The sequence below is a fragment of the Pseudoalteromonas sp. SD03 genome (assembly GCF_040937955.1).
Lineage (GTDB): Bacteria > Pseudomonadota > Gammaproteobacteria > Enterobacterales > Alteromonadaceae > Pseudoalteromonas > Pseudoalteromonas tetraodonis.
Map to the genome: position 1 here is coordinate 2,974,346 of NZ_CP162514.1, position 16,542 is coordinate 2,990,887.

At 39.8% G+C, this 16,542-nt stretch carries 12 protein-coding genes and 1 pseudogene; 2 read left to right on the plus strand and 11 right to left on the minus strand.

Annotated elements, in window-relative coordinates:
- Window positions 1-37 precede the first annotated feature (37 nt).
- From ABZP26_RS13920 to ABZP26_RS13970, 11 genes and pseudogenes are all read right to left on the minus strand, one after another.
- The gene (locus tag ABZP26_RS13920; protein ID WP_016899201.1) at window positions 38-3,202 is read right to left on the minus strand and encodes an efflux RND transporter permease subunit; all 3,165 of its coding nucleotides are present in this window, start codon (window positions 3,200-3,202) and stop codon (window positions 38-40) included.
- Between the two features lie 14 nt (window positions 3,203-3,216).
- Window positions 3,217-4,974: an efflux RND transporter periplasmic adaptor subunit gene (locus tag ABZP26_RS13925; protein WP_016899200.1), complete on the minus strand. Its 1,758-nt coding sequence runs from the start codon at window positions 4,972-4,974 to the stop codon at window positions 3,217-3,219.
- Window positions 4,974-6,401 carry a TolC family protein gene (locus ABZP26_RS13930; RefSeq protein WP_016899199.1) on the minus strand — a complete coding sequence of 476 codons (1,428 nt, stop codon included), beginning with the start codon at window positions 6,399-6,401 and terminating at the stop codon, window positions 4,974-4,976. Before ABZP26_RS13930 ends, ABZP26_RS13925 begins: the two co-directional genes overlap by 1 nt.
- Complete coding sequence (locus ABZP26_RS13935; protein ID WP_036956660.1) at window positions 6,401-6,898, minus strand: DUF411 domain-containing protein; 498 nt, start codon at window positions 6,896-6,898, stop codon at window positions 6,401-6,403. The genes ABZP26_RS13930 and ABZP26_RS13935 overlap by 1 nt, the downstream gene beginning before the upstream one ends.
- 107 nt (window positions 6,899-7,005) lie before the next feature.
- A complete protein-coding gene (locus tag ABZP26_RS13940; RefSeq protein ID WP_010558035.1) occupies window positions 7,006-7,371 on the minus strand; it encodes a hypothetical protein in 366 nt (121 codons plus the stop codon).
- A 157-nt stretch (window positions 7,372-7,528) separates the two neighbouring features.
- On the minus strand, window positions 7,529-7,876 hold the full coding sequence (locus tag ABZP26_RS13945) for a hypothetical protein (RefSeq protein WP_016899198.1): 348 nt from the start codon (window positions 7,874-7,876) through the stop codon (window positions 7,529-7,531).
- A 12-nt stretch (window positions 7,877-7,888) separates the two neighbouring features.
- On the minus strand, window positions 7,889-8,206 hold the full coding sequence (locus tag ABZP26_RS13950) for a hypothetical protein (protein ID WP_008109627.1): 318 nt from the start codon (window positions 8,204-8,206) through the stop codon (window positions 7,889-7,891).
- A complete protein-coding gene (locus ABZP26_RS13955; RefSeq protein ID WP_008109625.1) occupies window positions 8,203-9,240 on the minus strand; it encodes a hypothetical protein in 1,038 nt (345 codons plus the stop codon). The genes ABZP26_RS13950 and ABZP26_RS13955 overlap by 4 nt, the downstream gene beginning before the upstream one ends.
- Before the next feature lie 208 nt (window positions 9,241-9,448).
- Entirely contained in the window at window positions 9,449-9,811 is a 363-nt protein-coding gene (locus tag ABZP26_RS13960) for a hypothetical protein (protein WP_008109624.1), read from the minus strand.
- A 192-nt stretch (window positions 9,812-10,003) separates the two neighbouring features.
- A complete protein-coding gene (locus tag ABZP26_RS13965) occupies window positions 10,004-11,386 on the minus strand; it encodes a PhoH family protein (protein WP_008109623.1) in 1,383 nt (460 codons plus the stop codon).
- A 257-nt stretch (window positions 11,387-11,643) separates the two neighbouring features.
- Window positions 11,644-12,501: pseudogene (locus ABZP26_RS13970) on the minus strand (PIN domain-containing protein); the annotation flags it as partial.
- Window positions 12,502-12,800: 299 nt separating this feature from the next.
- Here ABZP26_RS13970 and rapA point away from each other — a divergent pair.
- Window positions 12,801-15,695 carry an RNA polymerase-associated protein RapA gene (gene rapA / locus ABZP26_RS13975; protein ID WP_058155255.1) on the plus strand — a complete coding sequence of 965 codons (2,895 nt, stop codon included), beginning with the start codon at window positions 12,801-12,803 and terminating at the stop codon, window positions 15,693-15,695.
- A gap of 142 nt (window positions 15,696-15,837) precedes the next feature.
- Window positions 15,838-16,491, plus strand: coding sequence for a bifunctional tRNA pseudouridine(32) synthase/23S rRNA pseudouridine(746) synthase RluA (gene rluA / locus ABZP26_RS13980; RefSeq protein WP_083494664.1), 654 nt, complete (start codon window positions 15,838-15,840; stop codon window positions 16,489-16,491).
- The last annotated feature ends 51 nt before the right edge of the window (window positions 16,492-16,542 follow it).

Here is a 16,542-nt window from a genome sequence, read left to right on the forward strand (position 1 = left end):
GTTTATTGAAATTGCTATTTATGGTTTCTTAACTTCGCTAAGCATTACTTTTTAGCTCCGCCTTAGAAAGCTCCTTGTTAAAGGCGTTTAATTCTGGCTTTTTAACGATTGAGTAAATTACTGGGAGCACAATAAGAGTGAGTAGCACAGCACTTGTCATTCCGCCTACCATAGGTGCAGCAATACGACTCATAATCTCCGAACCTGTTCCTGTACCATATAAAATGGGCATCAAGCCGATAATGATTGTTGCAACTGTCATCATTACTGGACGAACTCGTAAGCCTGCACCGTGCAATAATGCATCTTGATATGCATCATCAGAGATAGGTTCAGCTCGCTCTTCAGCTTTTTCCTTAAGCTCAGCAAGTGCCTGATTGAGATAGACCAACATTATCACACCAATCTCAACCGCTACCCCAGCTAGAGCAATAAAGCCCACGCCAACAGCCACAGAGAAGTTAAACCCTTCCAGATACATCAACCATAAGCCACCAATCATCGCCATCGGCAAGGTAACGATAATGATAGCCACCTCACTAAACGCTCTGAAGTTTAAGTAAAGTAGAATAACAATAATGGCGAGTGTTAAAGGCAATACATAGGTGAGCTTTTCTTTCGCTCTTTCCATATATTCGTATTGCCCAGCCCAAGTAATTGAATAACCTGCTGGTAGTTTTAGATTATTAGCCAAGTGTATTTTTGCACTTTCAACATAAGTACCTACGTCAACACCGTCTATATCGATAAACGTCCAGCCATTTAAACGAGCATTTTCACTCTTAATCCCCGGCGGACCGTTCTCAACTCGAATATCTGCGACATCACCTAGTGCAATGCGTTGACCACTTGGTGTTACAACAGGTAATCGTGATAGCTGCTCAGGAGAGTCTCGATAGTCTTGCGGATAGCGTAAGTTAACAGGGTAACGCTCTTGACCTTCTACCGTTTGGGTAACGTTCATACCACCAATAGCTGTAGAAACCACTTGTTGAACATCTTCGATGTTTAACCCAAAGCGACTTGCCTTATCGCGTGAAATATCAACCTTGATATATCGTCCACCTGCAACTCGCTCTGAGTAAACTGATGCTGTGCCTGTAACTTCGGGTAAAATTTGCTCTATTTGTTGGCCGATTTCCTGAATCACATCAAGCTCTGGTCCGGCGACTTTAATACCCACAGGCGTTTTTATGCCTGTTGCTAACATGTCGATTCGGGTCTTGATTGGCATAACCCAAGCATTCGTTAAGCCCGGAAACTTAACCAATTTATCAAACTCAGCTTTTAACGATTCAGTAGTCACACCCTCTCGCCACTGCTCTTGTGGCTTCAATTGAATAAAGGTTTCAATCATGGTTAAAGGTGCAGGATCGGTTGCAGTTTCAGCTCTTCCTACTTTACCAAATACAGTTTCAACTTCTGGCACAGTGCGAATAAGCTTGTCTGTTTGCTGCAATAACTCCCTTGCTTTACCAATTGAAATACCGGGATAGGTAGTAGGCATATACATGAGATCGCCTTCATCCAATGGCGGAATGAATTCACTACCAATTTTATCGACAGGCCAAAAGCCAACGATAGTCACTAATATTGCTGCTACTATTGTCGATTTTGGAAACTTCATGACTTGCTTTAAAACAGGCATGTAGATAGCAATCAATAATCGGTTTAACGGGTTTTTCTTTTCAGAAACAACTTTGCCTCGAATAAAGTAGCCCATCAAAACAGGCACCAATGTGATCGCCAAACCTGCTGATGCCGCCATTGCATAGGTTTTTGTATAGGCGAGCGGAGAGAACATTCTTCCTTCTTGCGCTTCCAAGATAAATACAGGTAAGAATGAGACTGTAATGATCAGTAAGCTAAAAAATAGTGCAGGGCCTACTTCACTCGCAGCCTTAGCAACAATTTGCCAGCGATTTTCATCTGTTAGTGGTGTTTTCTCCATATGCTTGTGCATATTTTCAATCATCACTATTGCACCATCAGTCATCGCACCAATCGCAATAGCGATACCGCCTAAAGACATAATGTTGGCATTGATGCCTTGCATATACATGATAATGAACGACACCAAGATACCTAATGGCAGAGTAATAACTGCCACAATAGATGAGCGAAGATGAAATAGGAAAGCCACACAGACAATAGCCACGACTGCAAGCTCCTCTAGCAACTTGCTCCAAAGGTTATCAACAGCACGATCTATTAACTTCGATCTGTCATAGACAGGGACAACCTCCACCCCCTCTGGTAAAGAAGATTTGAGCGACTCAAGCTTTTCTTTTACCCCATTTATGGTTTGTTGAGCATTTTCACCAAAGCGCATAACGACAACACCACCAACAACTTCGCCTTCGCCATTAAGTTCTGCGATACCACGGCGCATTTGAGGACCAAGGTTAACGTTGGCAACATCTCCAATACGCAACGGCGTGCCTTGTTCGTTAATACCAAGTGGAATTTTCTCTATATCACTAACTGATTGAATATACCCCGTTGCGGTAACCATATATTCAGCTTCAGCCATTTCCACAACGGATGCGCCAGTTTCTTTGTTCCCTTTTTGTAAGGCTATTTGTATTAAACTTAGAGGAATATCGTAAGCTCTCAATTTGTCAGGATCTACTTGCACCTGATATTGCTTAACCATACCGCCAACGGCGGAAACCTCAGACACGCCCGGAACAGTTTGTAGTTCATACTTTAAAAACCAGTCTTGAATACTTCTTAATTGGCTTAGATCATGGTTTCCTGACTTATCTGTTAAAGCGTAGATGTATACCCAACCCACTCCTGTCGCATCAGGTCCTAATTGTGGTTTTGCCGAATCAGGCAGGCTTGATGCTACTTGGCTTAAGTATTCAAGTACTCTGCTTCTAGCCCAATACAAATCAGTATCATCATCAAAAATGATATAGACGTAGGAATCACCAAAAAATGAGTAACCACGAACAGTTTGCGCCCCCGGCACTGATAACATCGCTGTAGTAAGGGGAAACGTCACTTGATCTTGCACTACTTGTGGTGCCTGTCCCGGATAGCTCGTCTTAATTATCACCTGCACATCAGAAAGATCGGGGAGTGCATCTACTGGTGTTTTTTGTAATGAATACAAACCACCAAACGCGATAATTAAGGTAATCAACAAAACAAAGAAACGATTGCCGATAGACCATCTAATAATTGATTCAATCATTATTTTTCTCCCACTTAATGATTAGAATGATCAACAGCAGCTTTATTTTCCTTGCCGTGTTGTTCATCTGATTCAAGAGAAATGTCAGTGATAACTAAGTCATCTCTAACCTCAAAAGTGAAAGTGACATTATCACCGACATTGAAATCAACCATTTCTATATTGTCCGCGACGATAAAATCCATCGTCGCAGCAGGTCTATCCCATTTCTCTATTGGGCCTCTGCTAATATTTAGAACACGCGTATCAACATTAATAGAATTAATTAGACCTGATACTGTTGCAAAAGATACTTCTTCACTCATATCACCAGGCTCACTCATGATATGAATTCCAGTAATTTCATATCCACCGTCTTCGGTTTTGCTCACTTCAAAGTGCAAAGATTGACCTGACTTTAATGAGTCAATATCGACTTTTTCAGCCACAGTAAAATCCATAACCATTTCAGGCCAATCCCAAGCTTCAGCAGGGCCATGTGAAATATTAACCATGCGGTGCCCTGCCATAACACTATTAACATCCCCTTGCATCCAAACAGAGTTAGGCACTTCATCATGAGTCATTCGTTTAAAGTCAGAGCTTTTACTTGATTCAGAATCAATCAAGAATTGGGCAGATGTCACCACAACGTCATCTTCATTTAAGCCGTCTAATATTTCGATGCTGTCGATATCAACCCGGCCAATAGTCACTTCAATAGATTTAAATTGCCCATCACCTAACGCAAGTACTACTCTGTCCTGTTTACCTGTTCTAATAACGGCTTCTTTAGGCACGAGGATGGTGCTATCAGCTTGATTAGCGTGAATAGAGACTTGTGCAAACATATTTGGTTTTAATTGATAGTCTGTGTTATCAAATTTCAATCTCACTCGGAGTGTGCGTGTTTTACTGTTCAATGTTGGATAAACATAATCAACGACACCAGCCCAGTCCTCACCGGGTAAATAATCCAGTGTCATTGATACAGGAAGTCCTTTTTTAATTAAGGCTGCGTCACGTTCAAACACTTCTGCTTCAACCCAAACTTGATCTAGCTGGCCAATGCTTAATAAGGTGTTTCCCGGCTTTACATAAAAACCTTCTCTAACCTTCAAACCATCGACAACACCTGCTTGTGGTGAATAAAAGGTAATTGTTTGCTGAACCTTTCGTGTCTTTTCTAGCTTTTGAACAAAGTCTGCTGAAAGCTGTAACGCTTTTAGGCGATCTTTGGCTGCTGAAATTAAAGAACTATTGTTGCGCTTTAACGCTATTAACAGCTCTTCCTGAGCATTAACTAACTGAGGAGAATATAGTGTATAAAGAGGCTGCCCTTTCTCTACAGGGTTACCTGCTGCTTTGATGTAAAGTTTATCAATCCAGCCATCAACCCGTGGGTGGATATGAATTAGCTTATCTTCATCATATTGAACATAACCTACCGTTGAGATTTCAGTATGCATATTTTTCAGTTCAACAGGTGCAGTGCGAACCCCAAGGTTATTCACTACATGAGGCGCAATTTTTACTGCTCCGGGGCCAAAGTCATCACCAGATGATTCTTCCTCATACACAGGTATTAAATCCATCCCCATAGGCGACTTACCGGGCTTGTCCCGGCGGTAATTAGAATCCATCGGTGCAACCCAATACAGAGGCTTTTTTTCTCCTGATGTTGCTTCATTACTATTACTGTTTGAGCCAGTACCTTGATATAAACTCAATGCTCCAGCACCAAGTGCTGCCCCAATGATGATGGCAATAATTGTTTTTGTATTCGTTGACATTATTTTTCTCCAAATTGCTGACTGGATAAGTGCTGATTAGTTTTGTGTGAAGTTTGCATCGACTTATGTTCAGCATTTGAGTTAGATTGAGAATGCGCAAAGAAATAGTTGATACGAGCAACTGTTTTAAGTGCGTCAACATCAATTCTTAAGGCTGATATTCTGGCATTTAATTCTGCGATTCTTGCTCGAACAACTTCGGCAAAATCGCCATCATCATTTGTATAGGCTGTCAATGACGCTTCTGCTTGGTCATGAGTTTGTTTAAGGAGTTGTTCTTGATAGATAGATTGTCTATCTGATAAGCGTTTAAGCTGTCTTAGTTCTTTTTCTAAAACACTGATCATTTGCTTTGTCAGTAATAGTTTCTCGGTTTTAATAGTCTCTGAATCTGCAATAGAAGCTGCAACTTGCTTATCTTGTCTGTTCTCGGTAAACAAGGGTAAATCAAACGTTACCCCAACAGAAAATAAATCAGCTCGGCTATCACCAGAGGGCATATTGTCGCGATAGGCATAACTAGCATTAACACCCCATTGCGGCTCATATTGCTGTTTGGCTAACTCAATTCCTTTTTCTGAAGCTTTGCGTTTTATATCAATTGCAAGTATGGCTGGGTGATTCGAAAGCTCCTGAGCCAATAGATTTCTTGAGTAATTAGATGCTGTTAGGACTGTTGGATTATTCAGAGTAATTGCAGGTAACTTTTTAGAAACCCTAAACTCTAATGGTTGCGCGTCAAAGTTGAATGATTCATTCAAACGATCCGCATCGTAAATATGAAGCCACTCATTGAGACGAGCGATTGTCGTTTCTAGTTTCTGCTTTTGCGAAGTTAATCTGTCATCTAACTGCACGATTTCCAACTGAGCACGAATAACATCTTGCTGTCTAGTTTTACCAACAACGTTTGAATAGCTAGCTTTAGCCACTTCCGCCATCTGCTCAAAGAGAGACCAATCATCTTCAATCAATTTAATAGTTTGTTGGGCTAAGTAAGCATCTAACCAAAGTTGTGACACTTGGCTTTTCAACTTAGCTTTACGATCCTCTCGTAACAGTGGAAATTTCGTGGACTCAATTTGTAACTGGTCTTTCTTGATCTCTAGACTGTCGCCTCTCGGAAACATTTGAGAGACGCCAACCTTTAGCTGAGTCATTCCTTCCTGATCTAAATCCCAAGTATCTGTTGGTAAATTCATTATCCCTAGCGATACTTTCGGATCAGGCAAAGTACCTGAAGCAATACTTCTATTTTCAACTGCACTTTGTTTCAATCGGCTACCATGAAGCCAAGGATCATTTTGCTGAGCTAAGGTGATAGCTTGTTCAAGCGACACTACTTTCTCAGCTTGAGCTGAGAATACAGATAAGCCGAGTATTAATGCAGTTGAAAGTGAAGTAAGGTTTGAAGAGTTCAATTTCATTAGAATTGCTCCTCGTATGTCTTAACTTTTGCATAGACTTTGCTCGTTCCATCTTTAAATAGAATTAACACGTTGTATGGCATAAAGCGGTCATCGACTTCCATACCGGGAGAGCCAACTGGCATTGCTGGAACTGAAAGCCCAATCGCATTGGGATGTTCTTCTGATAAGAACTGCTGAATAAATTTAGCAGGTATATGACCTTCAAAGGCAAATCCATTTCTACTCACTGCCGTGTGGCATGAACGGTAATTAGGTTTGATACCATACTTAGTTTTGATGTTGCCGATGTTTCGGAAATCTTTGGAATGCGCAACGATCCCTTTGTCTTCAATATGAGTTATCCATTTTTTACAACACCCACAAGTAGGGGTTTTATAAACGATTAACTCCAAAGGTGTTACGTCGTGATTGTCTGCATGGTTATGTTCGTTGGCGTTTGCAAACGCAGGTGAAAGCAGCATTACTACTGCTATTTTTAAATACTTATTGATCATTTTTGCCCCCAGACATCGCTGGAAAATATCTATAGCGCTACGACGCTATATTGACTAACAGAAAAATTAATTACATGTGCGAGAAATTTGGACGCACTAATCCTGTATTAGGCAAAAATTGGTGGACGATAAAGGGAAGTGGAAATTGAATGAGGTTGTTTAGATTGCAGAGCAGCTACAGATTCACTGAATATTTGAATATCTGTCGAATCAATACTGGAATTTAGGACTGTCGTAGATGAGCAAGCATTTGCAGGACAAATACATTCAACGTCACAACAATCTTCTGATTGACCATTACTGCTTTTATTCATATCACCATGATCCATGTTCATGTTCATGTTCATGTTCATGTGTGATTCGTGAGAACCTGATGACATTTCGCAAGGCATAGCAGAATACGCAAATGCTTGCCCTACAAAGGCAACCAGCATAAGCGTCATTACTAAGACTTTTGAAAATGCTTTAGACATAAAATTCTCTTACAAATATACATTTCTAATACTAATGCAAATTTTTGACTAAGTCAATTGATGCTGTATAAACATTTATGAATATTTGATTATCGTCAAATTTTTCAAAGAGGTAAGTGACAAATAATAATCTCATCAGACTTCTTATCTTCGCTATTCAATGGCTTTTATTTTGAGACTTAAGTTGCTCTCTCATTTCTAAAACTCGATCTGCCGAATAAGCTCCTGCTCTCATAACAACCAGTTCAACAAATGAAATATCAATTAACTTATGGTCAGCATCAATCACATAACAACTCCCACTATGTGTGTATATTTCTAACTTATCTTCATCAGCAGATTTGCTAACAATCTTTGAAGTCACGATTTGCTGAAATGGCCGAAACCTGAATGTTTCATCTTCAATAACCCCCCCTGATAAAAACTCGCCAAGAAATATTTTTTCAAATTCTTTATAGTCGTAAACAGATACTATGTAGGCATCCTTTAAATATATTCTATCCAACGTATTCCCTTACTAATAACTAGCCGGGAGCATATCTCGCAGCTCTAATAACTCATTAGGAGAATACATACACTCATGCATTAAATTAAACTCAAATGCATTTACATCAAACTCTTTAGATTCAGCATCTAAGATATAAAAGTCAACACCAAAGCACTTACTTTCTAGACCATTGATTTCCAAAACCTTTATCGTGAATAAAGCATCTCCTTCTTTACCATTTTCATTTTCGTCAGCAAATGTGCCGTAAAGCACCCGTTCAACTTTTTCCTCTGTATCAGATTGAATTGAGATAAGTTTTGCGTTGGTTAGTTTTACTCTAGGTCTCATGCTTGAACTCCTTTCATATCTTCTACAGAAAAAGGACGAAAAAAACTTAGATATTTAACCCCATCAACTTTAAGCAAATTGTTGTCAGCATCAAAATGTGACAGAACACTAGATTGATACAACGAAATGTATTTTTCATAATCGATTGTGTTAAAAAAGTTGGTATCAACGCGCCTCGCATAAAAAACAAGATCTTGCTGTTCGATACGAACAATGAACTTCTGATCGCCATCTAGATTTTTGACTCGTAGACATAAATCAGGTTTGTGCCAATCAGATACAAAGGAAGGAATCAATGGGAAGCCATATACCAAATAGCGCATACCTTCGATTTTGAAGGTTGTTGGATTGAACTGAGCCTTATTTACTTTGCCGCTACTGAATAATTCAAGTGTCAACACCAGCCAGTGCACATGCTTAGAAAATGTATTTCCTTCAGAAATACAGCCTTCAAACTCACCATTATGGTTTACATGATTGATGTACATGTATTTTCTAATGTCATCCAAGGAAAGCTTTTCAAACGGAAACTTGCAAGCGATTAGCCTGAAATAACAACCATGAACTTTTAAATCTGCATATTGAACTATCAACGGATCATCAAAGGCATCAAAGTATGGTCGCCACTCTAAGCGGAAGTCTGCACCTGTATTTACAATAAACTTGGCATTTTCAGGCAACCCTAAAACTTGGTATATCACTGAAACTAACTCTAATGTTTCGATATCTACCAGCATCAGGCTTTCAATACGGTTTGCCATTGACTCAATTTCTTTATGAAGCGATTCAATAATTTCTTGATCATCGTATTCGTTGATCATTAAATATTTCAGGGAATCGTGCTTTAGAATTGAGTCCAGCTTTTTCTTTTCAAATACTTCAGAGAGATATTTATGGGTATCAGAAAAATAAGGGCAGTTATAAACACCTCTAGCCCACAGGCCTTGGGCGTAAAGATCAGGAAACTCTAATAACTCAGCAAACTCTTTTGCTTGTTTATTGAGCTTATTCTTTAATTGATAAAGTGAGATCATTTAGTTCTCCAAACAACTTTCCAATAAACAATGGCCTACCAACACATTGCTTTATTTATTGTTCAAATAACCAAATTTTTACGGATGCTCCGCTTCACTGTTCACGTTTTTCAAGGCGAAAAACATGTGTAGGCGTAGGCTGTCCGTTCAGCCTTCATATTATAATATCGCCAAAAAACAAAATGACAACTTACGTATTTGTACAACTTTAGGTAGATATTTTGAGTTTGAACTCTGAAAAGCTAAGCCCAAACAGGGATACGACCATCTCTTCATTTATATTGGAGCCGGGAAATTTTTTTTCAAAATTTCCAATAATGCTATCTAGGTGGCTAGCTAATATTTTTACTAAAAATATTTCCGAGTTTGGTGAGAGTGCAGACAGTGCTATCAATGGGTTGTCAAAGGATTCAGCTTTTATTTTTACTAGTAAATCGCTGTAACTGTCACAGCCGTAAAGACAAATAGCTAGGGCTTCTTGGGCTTGTCCAAGGGGAATAGTTAATAATTTAGATAATCGTTTTGCCTGCCTTTTTATATTTACTAGCAGGTCTTCTTTATTAAAAGACATCAATACACCAAAAAACGGCAACGCTAGGCCACGCACCTATGTCACTCAGTTTTTGTGAATATTTAATCTTTTAGTTCAGAGTAAATCCATTTCGTCCTGTTTTCGTGGGAACGGGCTTCTCTGAAAAGCCACTGCAAAAAGCAGTGGCTATTGTCGCAATATTATAAGGAAATGTGAATTGTAGTTTGATGCCTACATGTTCTTTTCAGTGAATTCAGCCAAGCTACTACGCTCTACTTCATCAAATATCAATACTGAGCCTTTTTCATAGTTTCTATACACGTTAACAGCCGCGCTAGCACCTGAAGATGCGGGTGTGACAAACTTATCATCAATCTGGGCTAAGTTGCCCAACACGATTGTGCGACAATTTTTGCCACCACGGCTTAACATGCCCTTAATTTGCGCTCTAGTCATGTTTTGAGCTTCATCAATGATTAAAACAGCATCGTCTATTGAACGACCTCGGAAGTAAGCCATACTAGTAAATTCTATATTGGCTTTTTCGATCACATGCTCAACAGTTGCACTAATATTACCTTCATTGTTATCACCTGAATGCATTGATATAAGCGCATCTGTTATACCTGCTAATAACGGCATTGATTTCTCTGTCAGGTCACCGGGTAAAAACCCCGGATCATCGTCCATAAAGTCTCTGGAGCGCACCACAACGATTTTTTTGTACTTTTTTAACTCCAATACTTGATGCAGCGCCGAAGCAACTGCTAAAAAAGTTTTTCCGGAGCCAGCAGGGCCAAGGATGATATTTAAGTCATAATATGGATCTGTTAATTGGCTTAAAGCTACTGCCTGACGCTGATTTTTAGGCAAAATGCCCCATACTTTTTCTTGTTTACGAGGCAATAACTTTGTGAATACCTCAGTATCTGTTACTTCTGAAATTCGCCCAATGTGTCCAGCTTCATCGTACCAATACATGTTTGGCTGAACTTCATCATTAAATAGACTTATTGGGAAAGTATAAACTTCTCCTGAAACCTTGAAGTCTTTGTCTGATTTAATTCGATCAAAAAGATCTCCTTTAAAGGCTTGTACCCCTGTGTATAAAAGATCAATATCTGATATTTGATTATCTACGGCAACGTCTTCTGCCATGACCCCTACGGTTCGAGCTTTCAAGCGCATATTAATGTCACGGCTAACAATTACTACGTCTTTATCTAAGTCCTTCTGAAGATACAGTGCATAGTTAATTATTCTATTGTCAGCGTCACTTCCAATACCGTGCTTTAACTCTTTAGCCATATCGAGCTGGGTATCAATTCCAATAAACAGTTTTCCTCGTTTAGCTGTTTCAGTAGAAGGTAGTGGAATACCAGCTTCCATCTCTTCTGCACTGTGCCCATTTATTATATCTTCAAGCATACGAATACATACACGAGCATCAGCACTAACCGATTTGTTAGTTCTTTCTTTTAAGTTATCTAATTCTTCTAGAACTGTTAGACAGATGTATACGTCTTCACTGTACGCAAGAAGTGACTTTGGATCATGAACTAGTGCCGATGTATCCAATACTCTTGGGTTTTTGTTTTCACTTGGATTATTCATTTTAGTTCTCCTTTGAGAACGATTTTCATTAATTAGCATTTTAGATTTACCTTAGCTTTATTATTTTTGTTTGTGCCTCTTGCAGGTTAAATCCATTATTTATATTTATTGATGAATGGTTCTATTCTTTAAGTCACACTTAATGACATGTTAGAGAGATTAGATCTTAGCCTGTTATAAATACTCAATTTATTCAGTAAGAATAAGGTCTGTAGATAGGTCTGCACAAATATTGAAAAAAAGCTTGCAGTAATACCTGTTTTACCACATCCCGCTGGACCGGTTAAAATAACAAGCTCAATAGACGTGTCGAGCAAGGCATCAAGAGCCATTGCTTGGTAAATATTTTTTGGTTTTATTCCCCATGCACTTTGATGCATCAATCGCTCTGCACCAATATCTTTAATGGTAATATGCTCACCATCATACGATTTAACTCTAGCGGCAAACTGATCGCCATCATCAAGTAAATATTCATTACAAAACACATCAGGAATTAAATCTTTAGGGATATGATGAACTGTTTCACGTCCGTGTTGCTCAGTGCTACACTGACCGACATGCTGCCAAAAATCGCCCTCAATTTTTTTATAACCACTGGTGAGTAAATCAATATCGTCAATTAACTGATCAGTACGATAGTCTTCAACATATTTAAGCCCCGCCCCTTTGGCTTTTAAGCGCATGTTAATATCTTTAGTTACTAATATGACTTTTTTATCGCTGTGCTGGTTTTGTAAATGCACCGCACAATTAATAATACGGTGGTCGTTTTCATTGCCCGGCAAACCAGAAATAGAATCGGCAAATAAATGGTCGTTTACAATAATTAAGCTGCCTGTCGATCCGCCTTTTTTATTCCTTGGCAGCGCCACACCTTGTAACATTTGTTCGGGAGTTGCCTGACTCAACACCCCATCAAGGCCACGAATAGCCACTCGCGCATCGCGGCTCACATCGTGTTTTCTATCTTTTATATGATCAAGTTCTTCCAATACGGTCATTGGGATAACCACTTGGTGCTCTTGGAATGACAAATACGCGAGGGGTTCGTGAAGTAATACATTGGTATCTAGCACATACATTTTACTATCAAAATTTGAAGCTTTTCCCATAGTACTTTCCTTACGTTTTATGATTTTTATGCTATACCCAATAAACTAATCAGTGGTTACTAATAAACTTGATTAATTACTTAGGTATAATTTGAGTTTAGTCTATTTGTCATAAAAGTCTGTTTTATGACAAATATCATTTAGTTTGAATTTTCCACAAAATCGACGCACTAATGAGCGCTTAGGGTTGGTAATAATTCATACTTATAAAATTAATTAAAAGTCAGGCAAATAGCGCCTTGCAGTGGTGTTATCTAACAGGTAACATAGCCGCCTTTTTCTTCATAGACGAGACATACATGAATTTTTCCTTAGGTCAGCGTTGGATAAGTGACACAGAGTCAGATTTAGGATTGGGCACCGTTGTTGCCATTGATGGCCGCCAGGTCAGCATTTTATTTCCTGCCAGTGGTGAAAACCGTGTTTATTCTTCTGCAGAAGCTCCGGTAACCCGCGTAGCATTTAATCCTGGTGATGTGATCCGAAGCGTTGAGGAGTGGGAATTACAAGTTGAGTCAATTGAAGTACAAGGCGAATTACTGTGCTATCACGGTGAACGTGTTGATACCGGTGAAAAAGCACAATTAAAAGAAACTTTTTTAGATCACTTTATCAAGTTCAATAAACCGCAAGACCGCTTATTTGCAGGCCAAGTGGACCGTTTTGATCGGTATACTTTGCGCTATCAAACTTGGTTACATCAGTTTGAACGTCAGCAGTCACCTATTAAAGGCTTAATTGGTCAACGCGCTAATCTTATTCCGCATCAGCTTTATATTGCTCAAGAAGTCGGTAAACGTTTTGCACCGCGGGTATTACTGTCTGATGAAGTAGGCTTAGGTAAAACCATCGAAGCGGGCATGATTTTACATCAACAAATTATCACCGGTCGTGCCAGCCGTGTACTTATTGTTGTGCCTGAGAACTTACAACACCAATGGTTAGTAGAAATGCTACGCCGTTTTAATTTACGTTTTTCTATTTTTGATGAAGAACGCTGCGACGAAGCGTTTGCTGATTCACCTAATGTATTTGATACCGAGCAACTGGTACTTACTAGCCTTGAGTTTTTAACCAAGAAAAAACGCTGGTTTGAACAAGCTACGTTGGCCGACTGGGATTTATTAGTAATCGATGAAGCGCATCATTTAAGCATTAACAACAATAAACCCAGTGCCGAATACCAACGTATGGCTGAGCTGAGCCAAGATATTCCAGGGCTAATTCTTCTTACCGCTACGCCAGACCAACTGGGTCATCGTAGTCATTTTGCTCGTTTACAACTGCTCGACCCAGATCGTTTTTACGACTATGACGTGTTTAAAGAAGAAGAAGCAAACTACAAAGACGTTGCCGAAGCTGCTAATCAGTTATTACAAGAACAAGCACTGGATGACAGCGCAAAGGCCACATTAATTGAGCTATTAAAAGAAACAGATATCACCGATATCCTTGAAAAAGCCCAACAAGGCGACCTTGCTGCACGCAAAGAAATACTCAATATGTTACTGGATCGCCATGGCACTGGGCGCATATTATTTAGAAATAGCCGCAGTGGCATTGATGGCTACCCTAGCCGTAAATTACATGCCTACCCAATGGCATTACCTAAGCAATACAAAACAGCAATGACCGTACTGGGTAATATGAGTGGCATTCAAAATGCCGAGCTCAGTGCGCAACGTGCACTTTTCCCTGAAAAAATATTTCAAGAATTTGAAGGTGAAAGCGCAAGTTGGGGATTATTTGACCCTCGCGTAGATTGGTTAATTGAAACGCTAAAAACACTCAAGCGTGAAAAAGTACTGCTTATTTGTGCTAAAGCCGAAACAGCGATTAGCCTTGAGCAAATATTACGTGAACGCGAAGCAATTAAAGCGTCTGTGTTCCATGAAGGTATGTCGATTATTGAACGTGACCGCGCTGCGGCATTCTTTGCCGATGAATACGATAACGCACAAATATTACTGTGTTCAGAAATTGGTTCAGAAGGTCGTAACTTTCAGTTCTCACATCACTTAGTGTTATTTGATTTACCACTCAACCCCGATTTACTTGAGCAACGTATTGGTCGATTAGACCGTATAGGGCAAACACAAGATGTGAACATTCACGTGCCTTATTTTGAAAACACGGCACAAGAAGTACTACTGCGTTGGTATAACGAAGGCTTAGATGCGTTTGAAAGCACATCAACCACTGGGCAGTTGCTGTATAAAGAGTTTAGCGAAGATTTACTTGAGTACATTGCAGCTCATAATTGTGATGAAGATGAGCTAGATCCACTCCTTGAGCAAGTAGCACAAAAAAATGCAGTATTACGCAAGCAAATGGAAAGTGGCCGAGATCGCTTACTAGAGCTACATTCATCGGGACAAGGTGCTGCTGACTCACTTGTAGCTGACATTGAAAAGCTCGATAACCAGTTTGAACTGCCAAGCTACATGATCAACGTGTTCGACACCTTTGGTGTAAGCCAAGAAGATAAAGGTGAAAACACCATTATTTTAAAGCCCACTGAGCACATGTTAAACGCTTCGTTCCCATCGCTAAAAGACGATGGTATGACAGTAACCTTTGACCGCGATACCGCGCTTTCTCAGGAAGATGTGCACTTTATTAGTTGGGATCACCCTATGGTGCAAGGCACTATGGATATGATTTGTGATGATGATTTTGGTAGTTCATCGGTGGCGTTACTTAAAAACAAAAAGTTACCACCAGGCACCTTTTTTGTTGAGCTAATATTTGTTGCCGAAGCCATGGCACCAAAAGTCCTGCAAGTGGGTCGCTTTTTACCCCCTACGCCAATTCGTATTTTACTCGATAAGAGCAGTAATAACTTAGGTGAAAATGTTGGTTTTGATGGCTTTAATCAGCAACTATCTGCGGTAGGTCGTCAAACAGCAAGTAAATTAGCCGGTGCATTGCAAAGTGCGGTTCATCCAATGATCAATACCGCAAAAGACATGGCGCAACAAAAGCTGGATGTTATTCGTGCCGAGTCATTAGCAAAAATGCAAACATCGTTGAGCGAAGAGCAACAGCGATTAGTTGCACTGAAACAAATTAATCCAAACATTCGCCAAGAGGAAATTACCTTTTACGATAAACAACGCAATGAGCTCACCGCACATATTGAAAAAGCGCAGTTAAAACTCGATGCGATTCGTTTGATTGTGGTTTCGCACTAGAGAACCTAGCTGTCAGTCGTTAGTTAAAGATTACTAACGTGTGTGTATAAAAAGAAAGCGCGATATTTATATCGCGCTTTTTACTTGAGCCTTTGCCCTCGCTCCACTAAAATAGCGCACTTCAAAATCACTGAGGTCTGCCGTGTTAGTTAACTACAATCCCCCTATGAGCCCGTATTTAACTATACTGTTTCAAGATGATGATTTACTTATTGTAAATAAGCCTAGCGAATTACTCACCGTCCCAGGTAAAGACCCAAAACATGCCGATAGCTTAATAAATCGCGTCAACCGTGTTTTTCCTAGTGCTAAAATTGTTCACCGTTTAGATATGGCTACCTCAGGCATACTTTGCTTAGCAATGAACAAAGCCGCTCACCGCCATTTAAGTATGCAATTTCAAGAGCGCGAAACAGCAAAACGTTACATTGCACGAGTATACGGACAACTTGAAACTGAAACAGGCTCCGTTGACTTACCGCTTATTTGCGACTGGCCGAACCGTCCTAAGCAAATGGTTGATCATGACAATGGCAAACCTTCGCTCACTCATTTTAAAGTCCTTGAACGTGAAGCACAGGCAACCCGTGTAGAGCTTACTCCTATTACAGGGCGCTCACATCAGCTGCGCGTGCACATGCTAAGCTTAGGCCATCCTATTTTAGGCGATCGCCTCTACGCCCATAAAGACGCACTTGCTGCTGCTCCTCGGTTACAATTACATGCACAAATGCTACAACTCAAACACCCTGTAACGGAGCAAGTACTTACTTTTGAAGCTGAGCCCGAGTTTTAACACGGTTTAATCTTTTAGCTATTTACAGTAAATAGCTAAACTTTAAGAGCA

Excerpts from the sequence above, each read along its gene's own strand:
- ABZP26_RS13935 (WP_036956660.1), bottom strand. The coding sequence starts at position 6,898 with ATGATCAATAAGTATTTAAAAATAGCAGTAGTAATGCTGCTTTCACCT.
- ABZP26_RS13965 (WP_008109623.1), bottom strand. The coding sequence starts at position 11,386 with ATGAATAATCCAAGTGAAAACAAAAACCCAAGAGTATTGGATACATCG.
- ABZP26_RS13930 (WP_016899199.1), bottom strand. The coding sequence starts at position 6,401 with ATGAAATTGAACTCTTCAAACCTTACTTCACTTTCAACTGCATTAATA.
- ABZP26_RS13960 (WP_008109624.1), bottom strand. The coding sequence starts at position 9,811 with ATGTCTTTTAATAAAGAAGACCTGCTAGTAAATATAAAAAGGCAGGCA.
- ABZP26_RS13940 (WP_010558035.1), bottom strand. The coding sequence starts at position 7,371 with ATGTCTAAAGCATTTTCAAAAGTCTTAGTAATGACGCTTATGCTGGTT.
- rapA (WP_058155255.1), top strand. The coding sequence starts at position 12,801 with ATGAATTTTTCCTTAGGTCAGCGTTGGATAAGTGACACAGAGTCAGAT.
- ABZP26_RS13920 (WP_016899201.1), bottom strand. The coding sequence starts at position 3,202 with ATGATTGAATCAATTATTAGATGGTCTATCGGCAATCGTTTCTTTGTT.
- ABZP26_RS13925 (WP_016899200.1), bottom strand. The coding sequence starts at position 4,974 with ATGTCAACGAATACAAAAACAATTATTGCCATCATCATTGGGGCAGCA.
- ABZP26_RS13955 (WP_008109625.1), bottom strand. The coding sequence starts at position 9,240 with ATGATCTCACTTTATCAATTAAAGAATAAGCTCAATAAACAAGCAAAA.
- ABZP26_RS13950 (WP_008109627.1), bottom strand. The coding sequence starts at position 8,206 with ATGAGACCTAGAGTAAAACTAACCAACGCAAAACTTATCTCAATTCAA.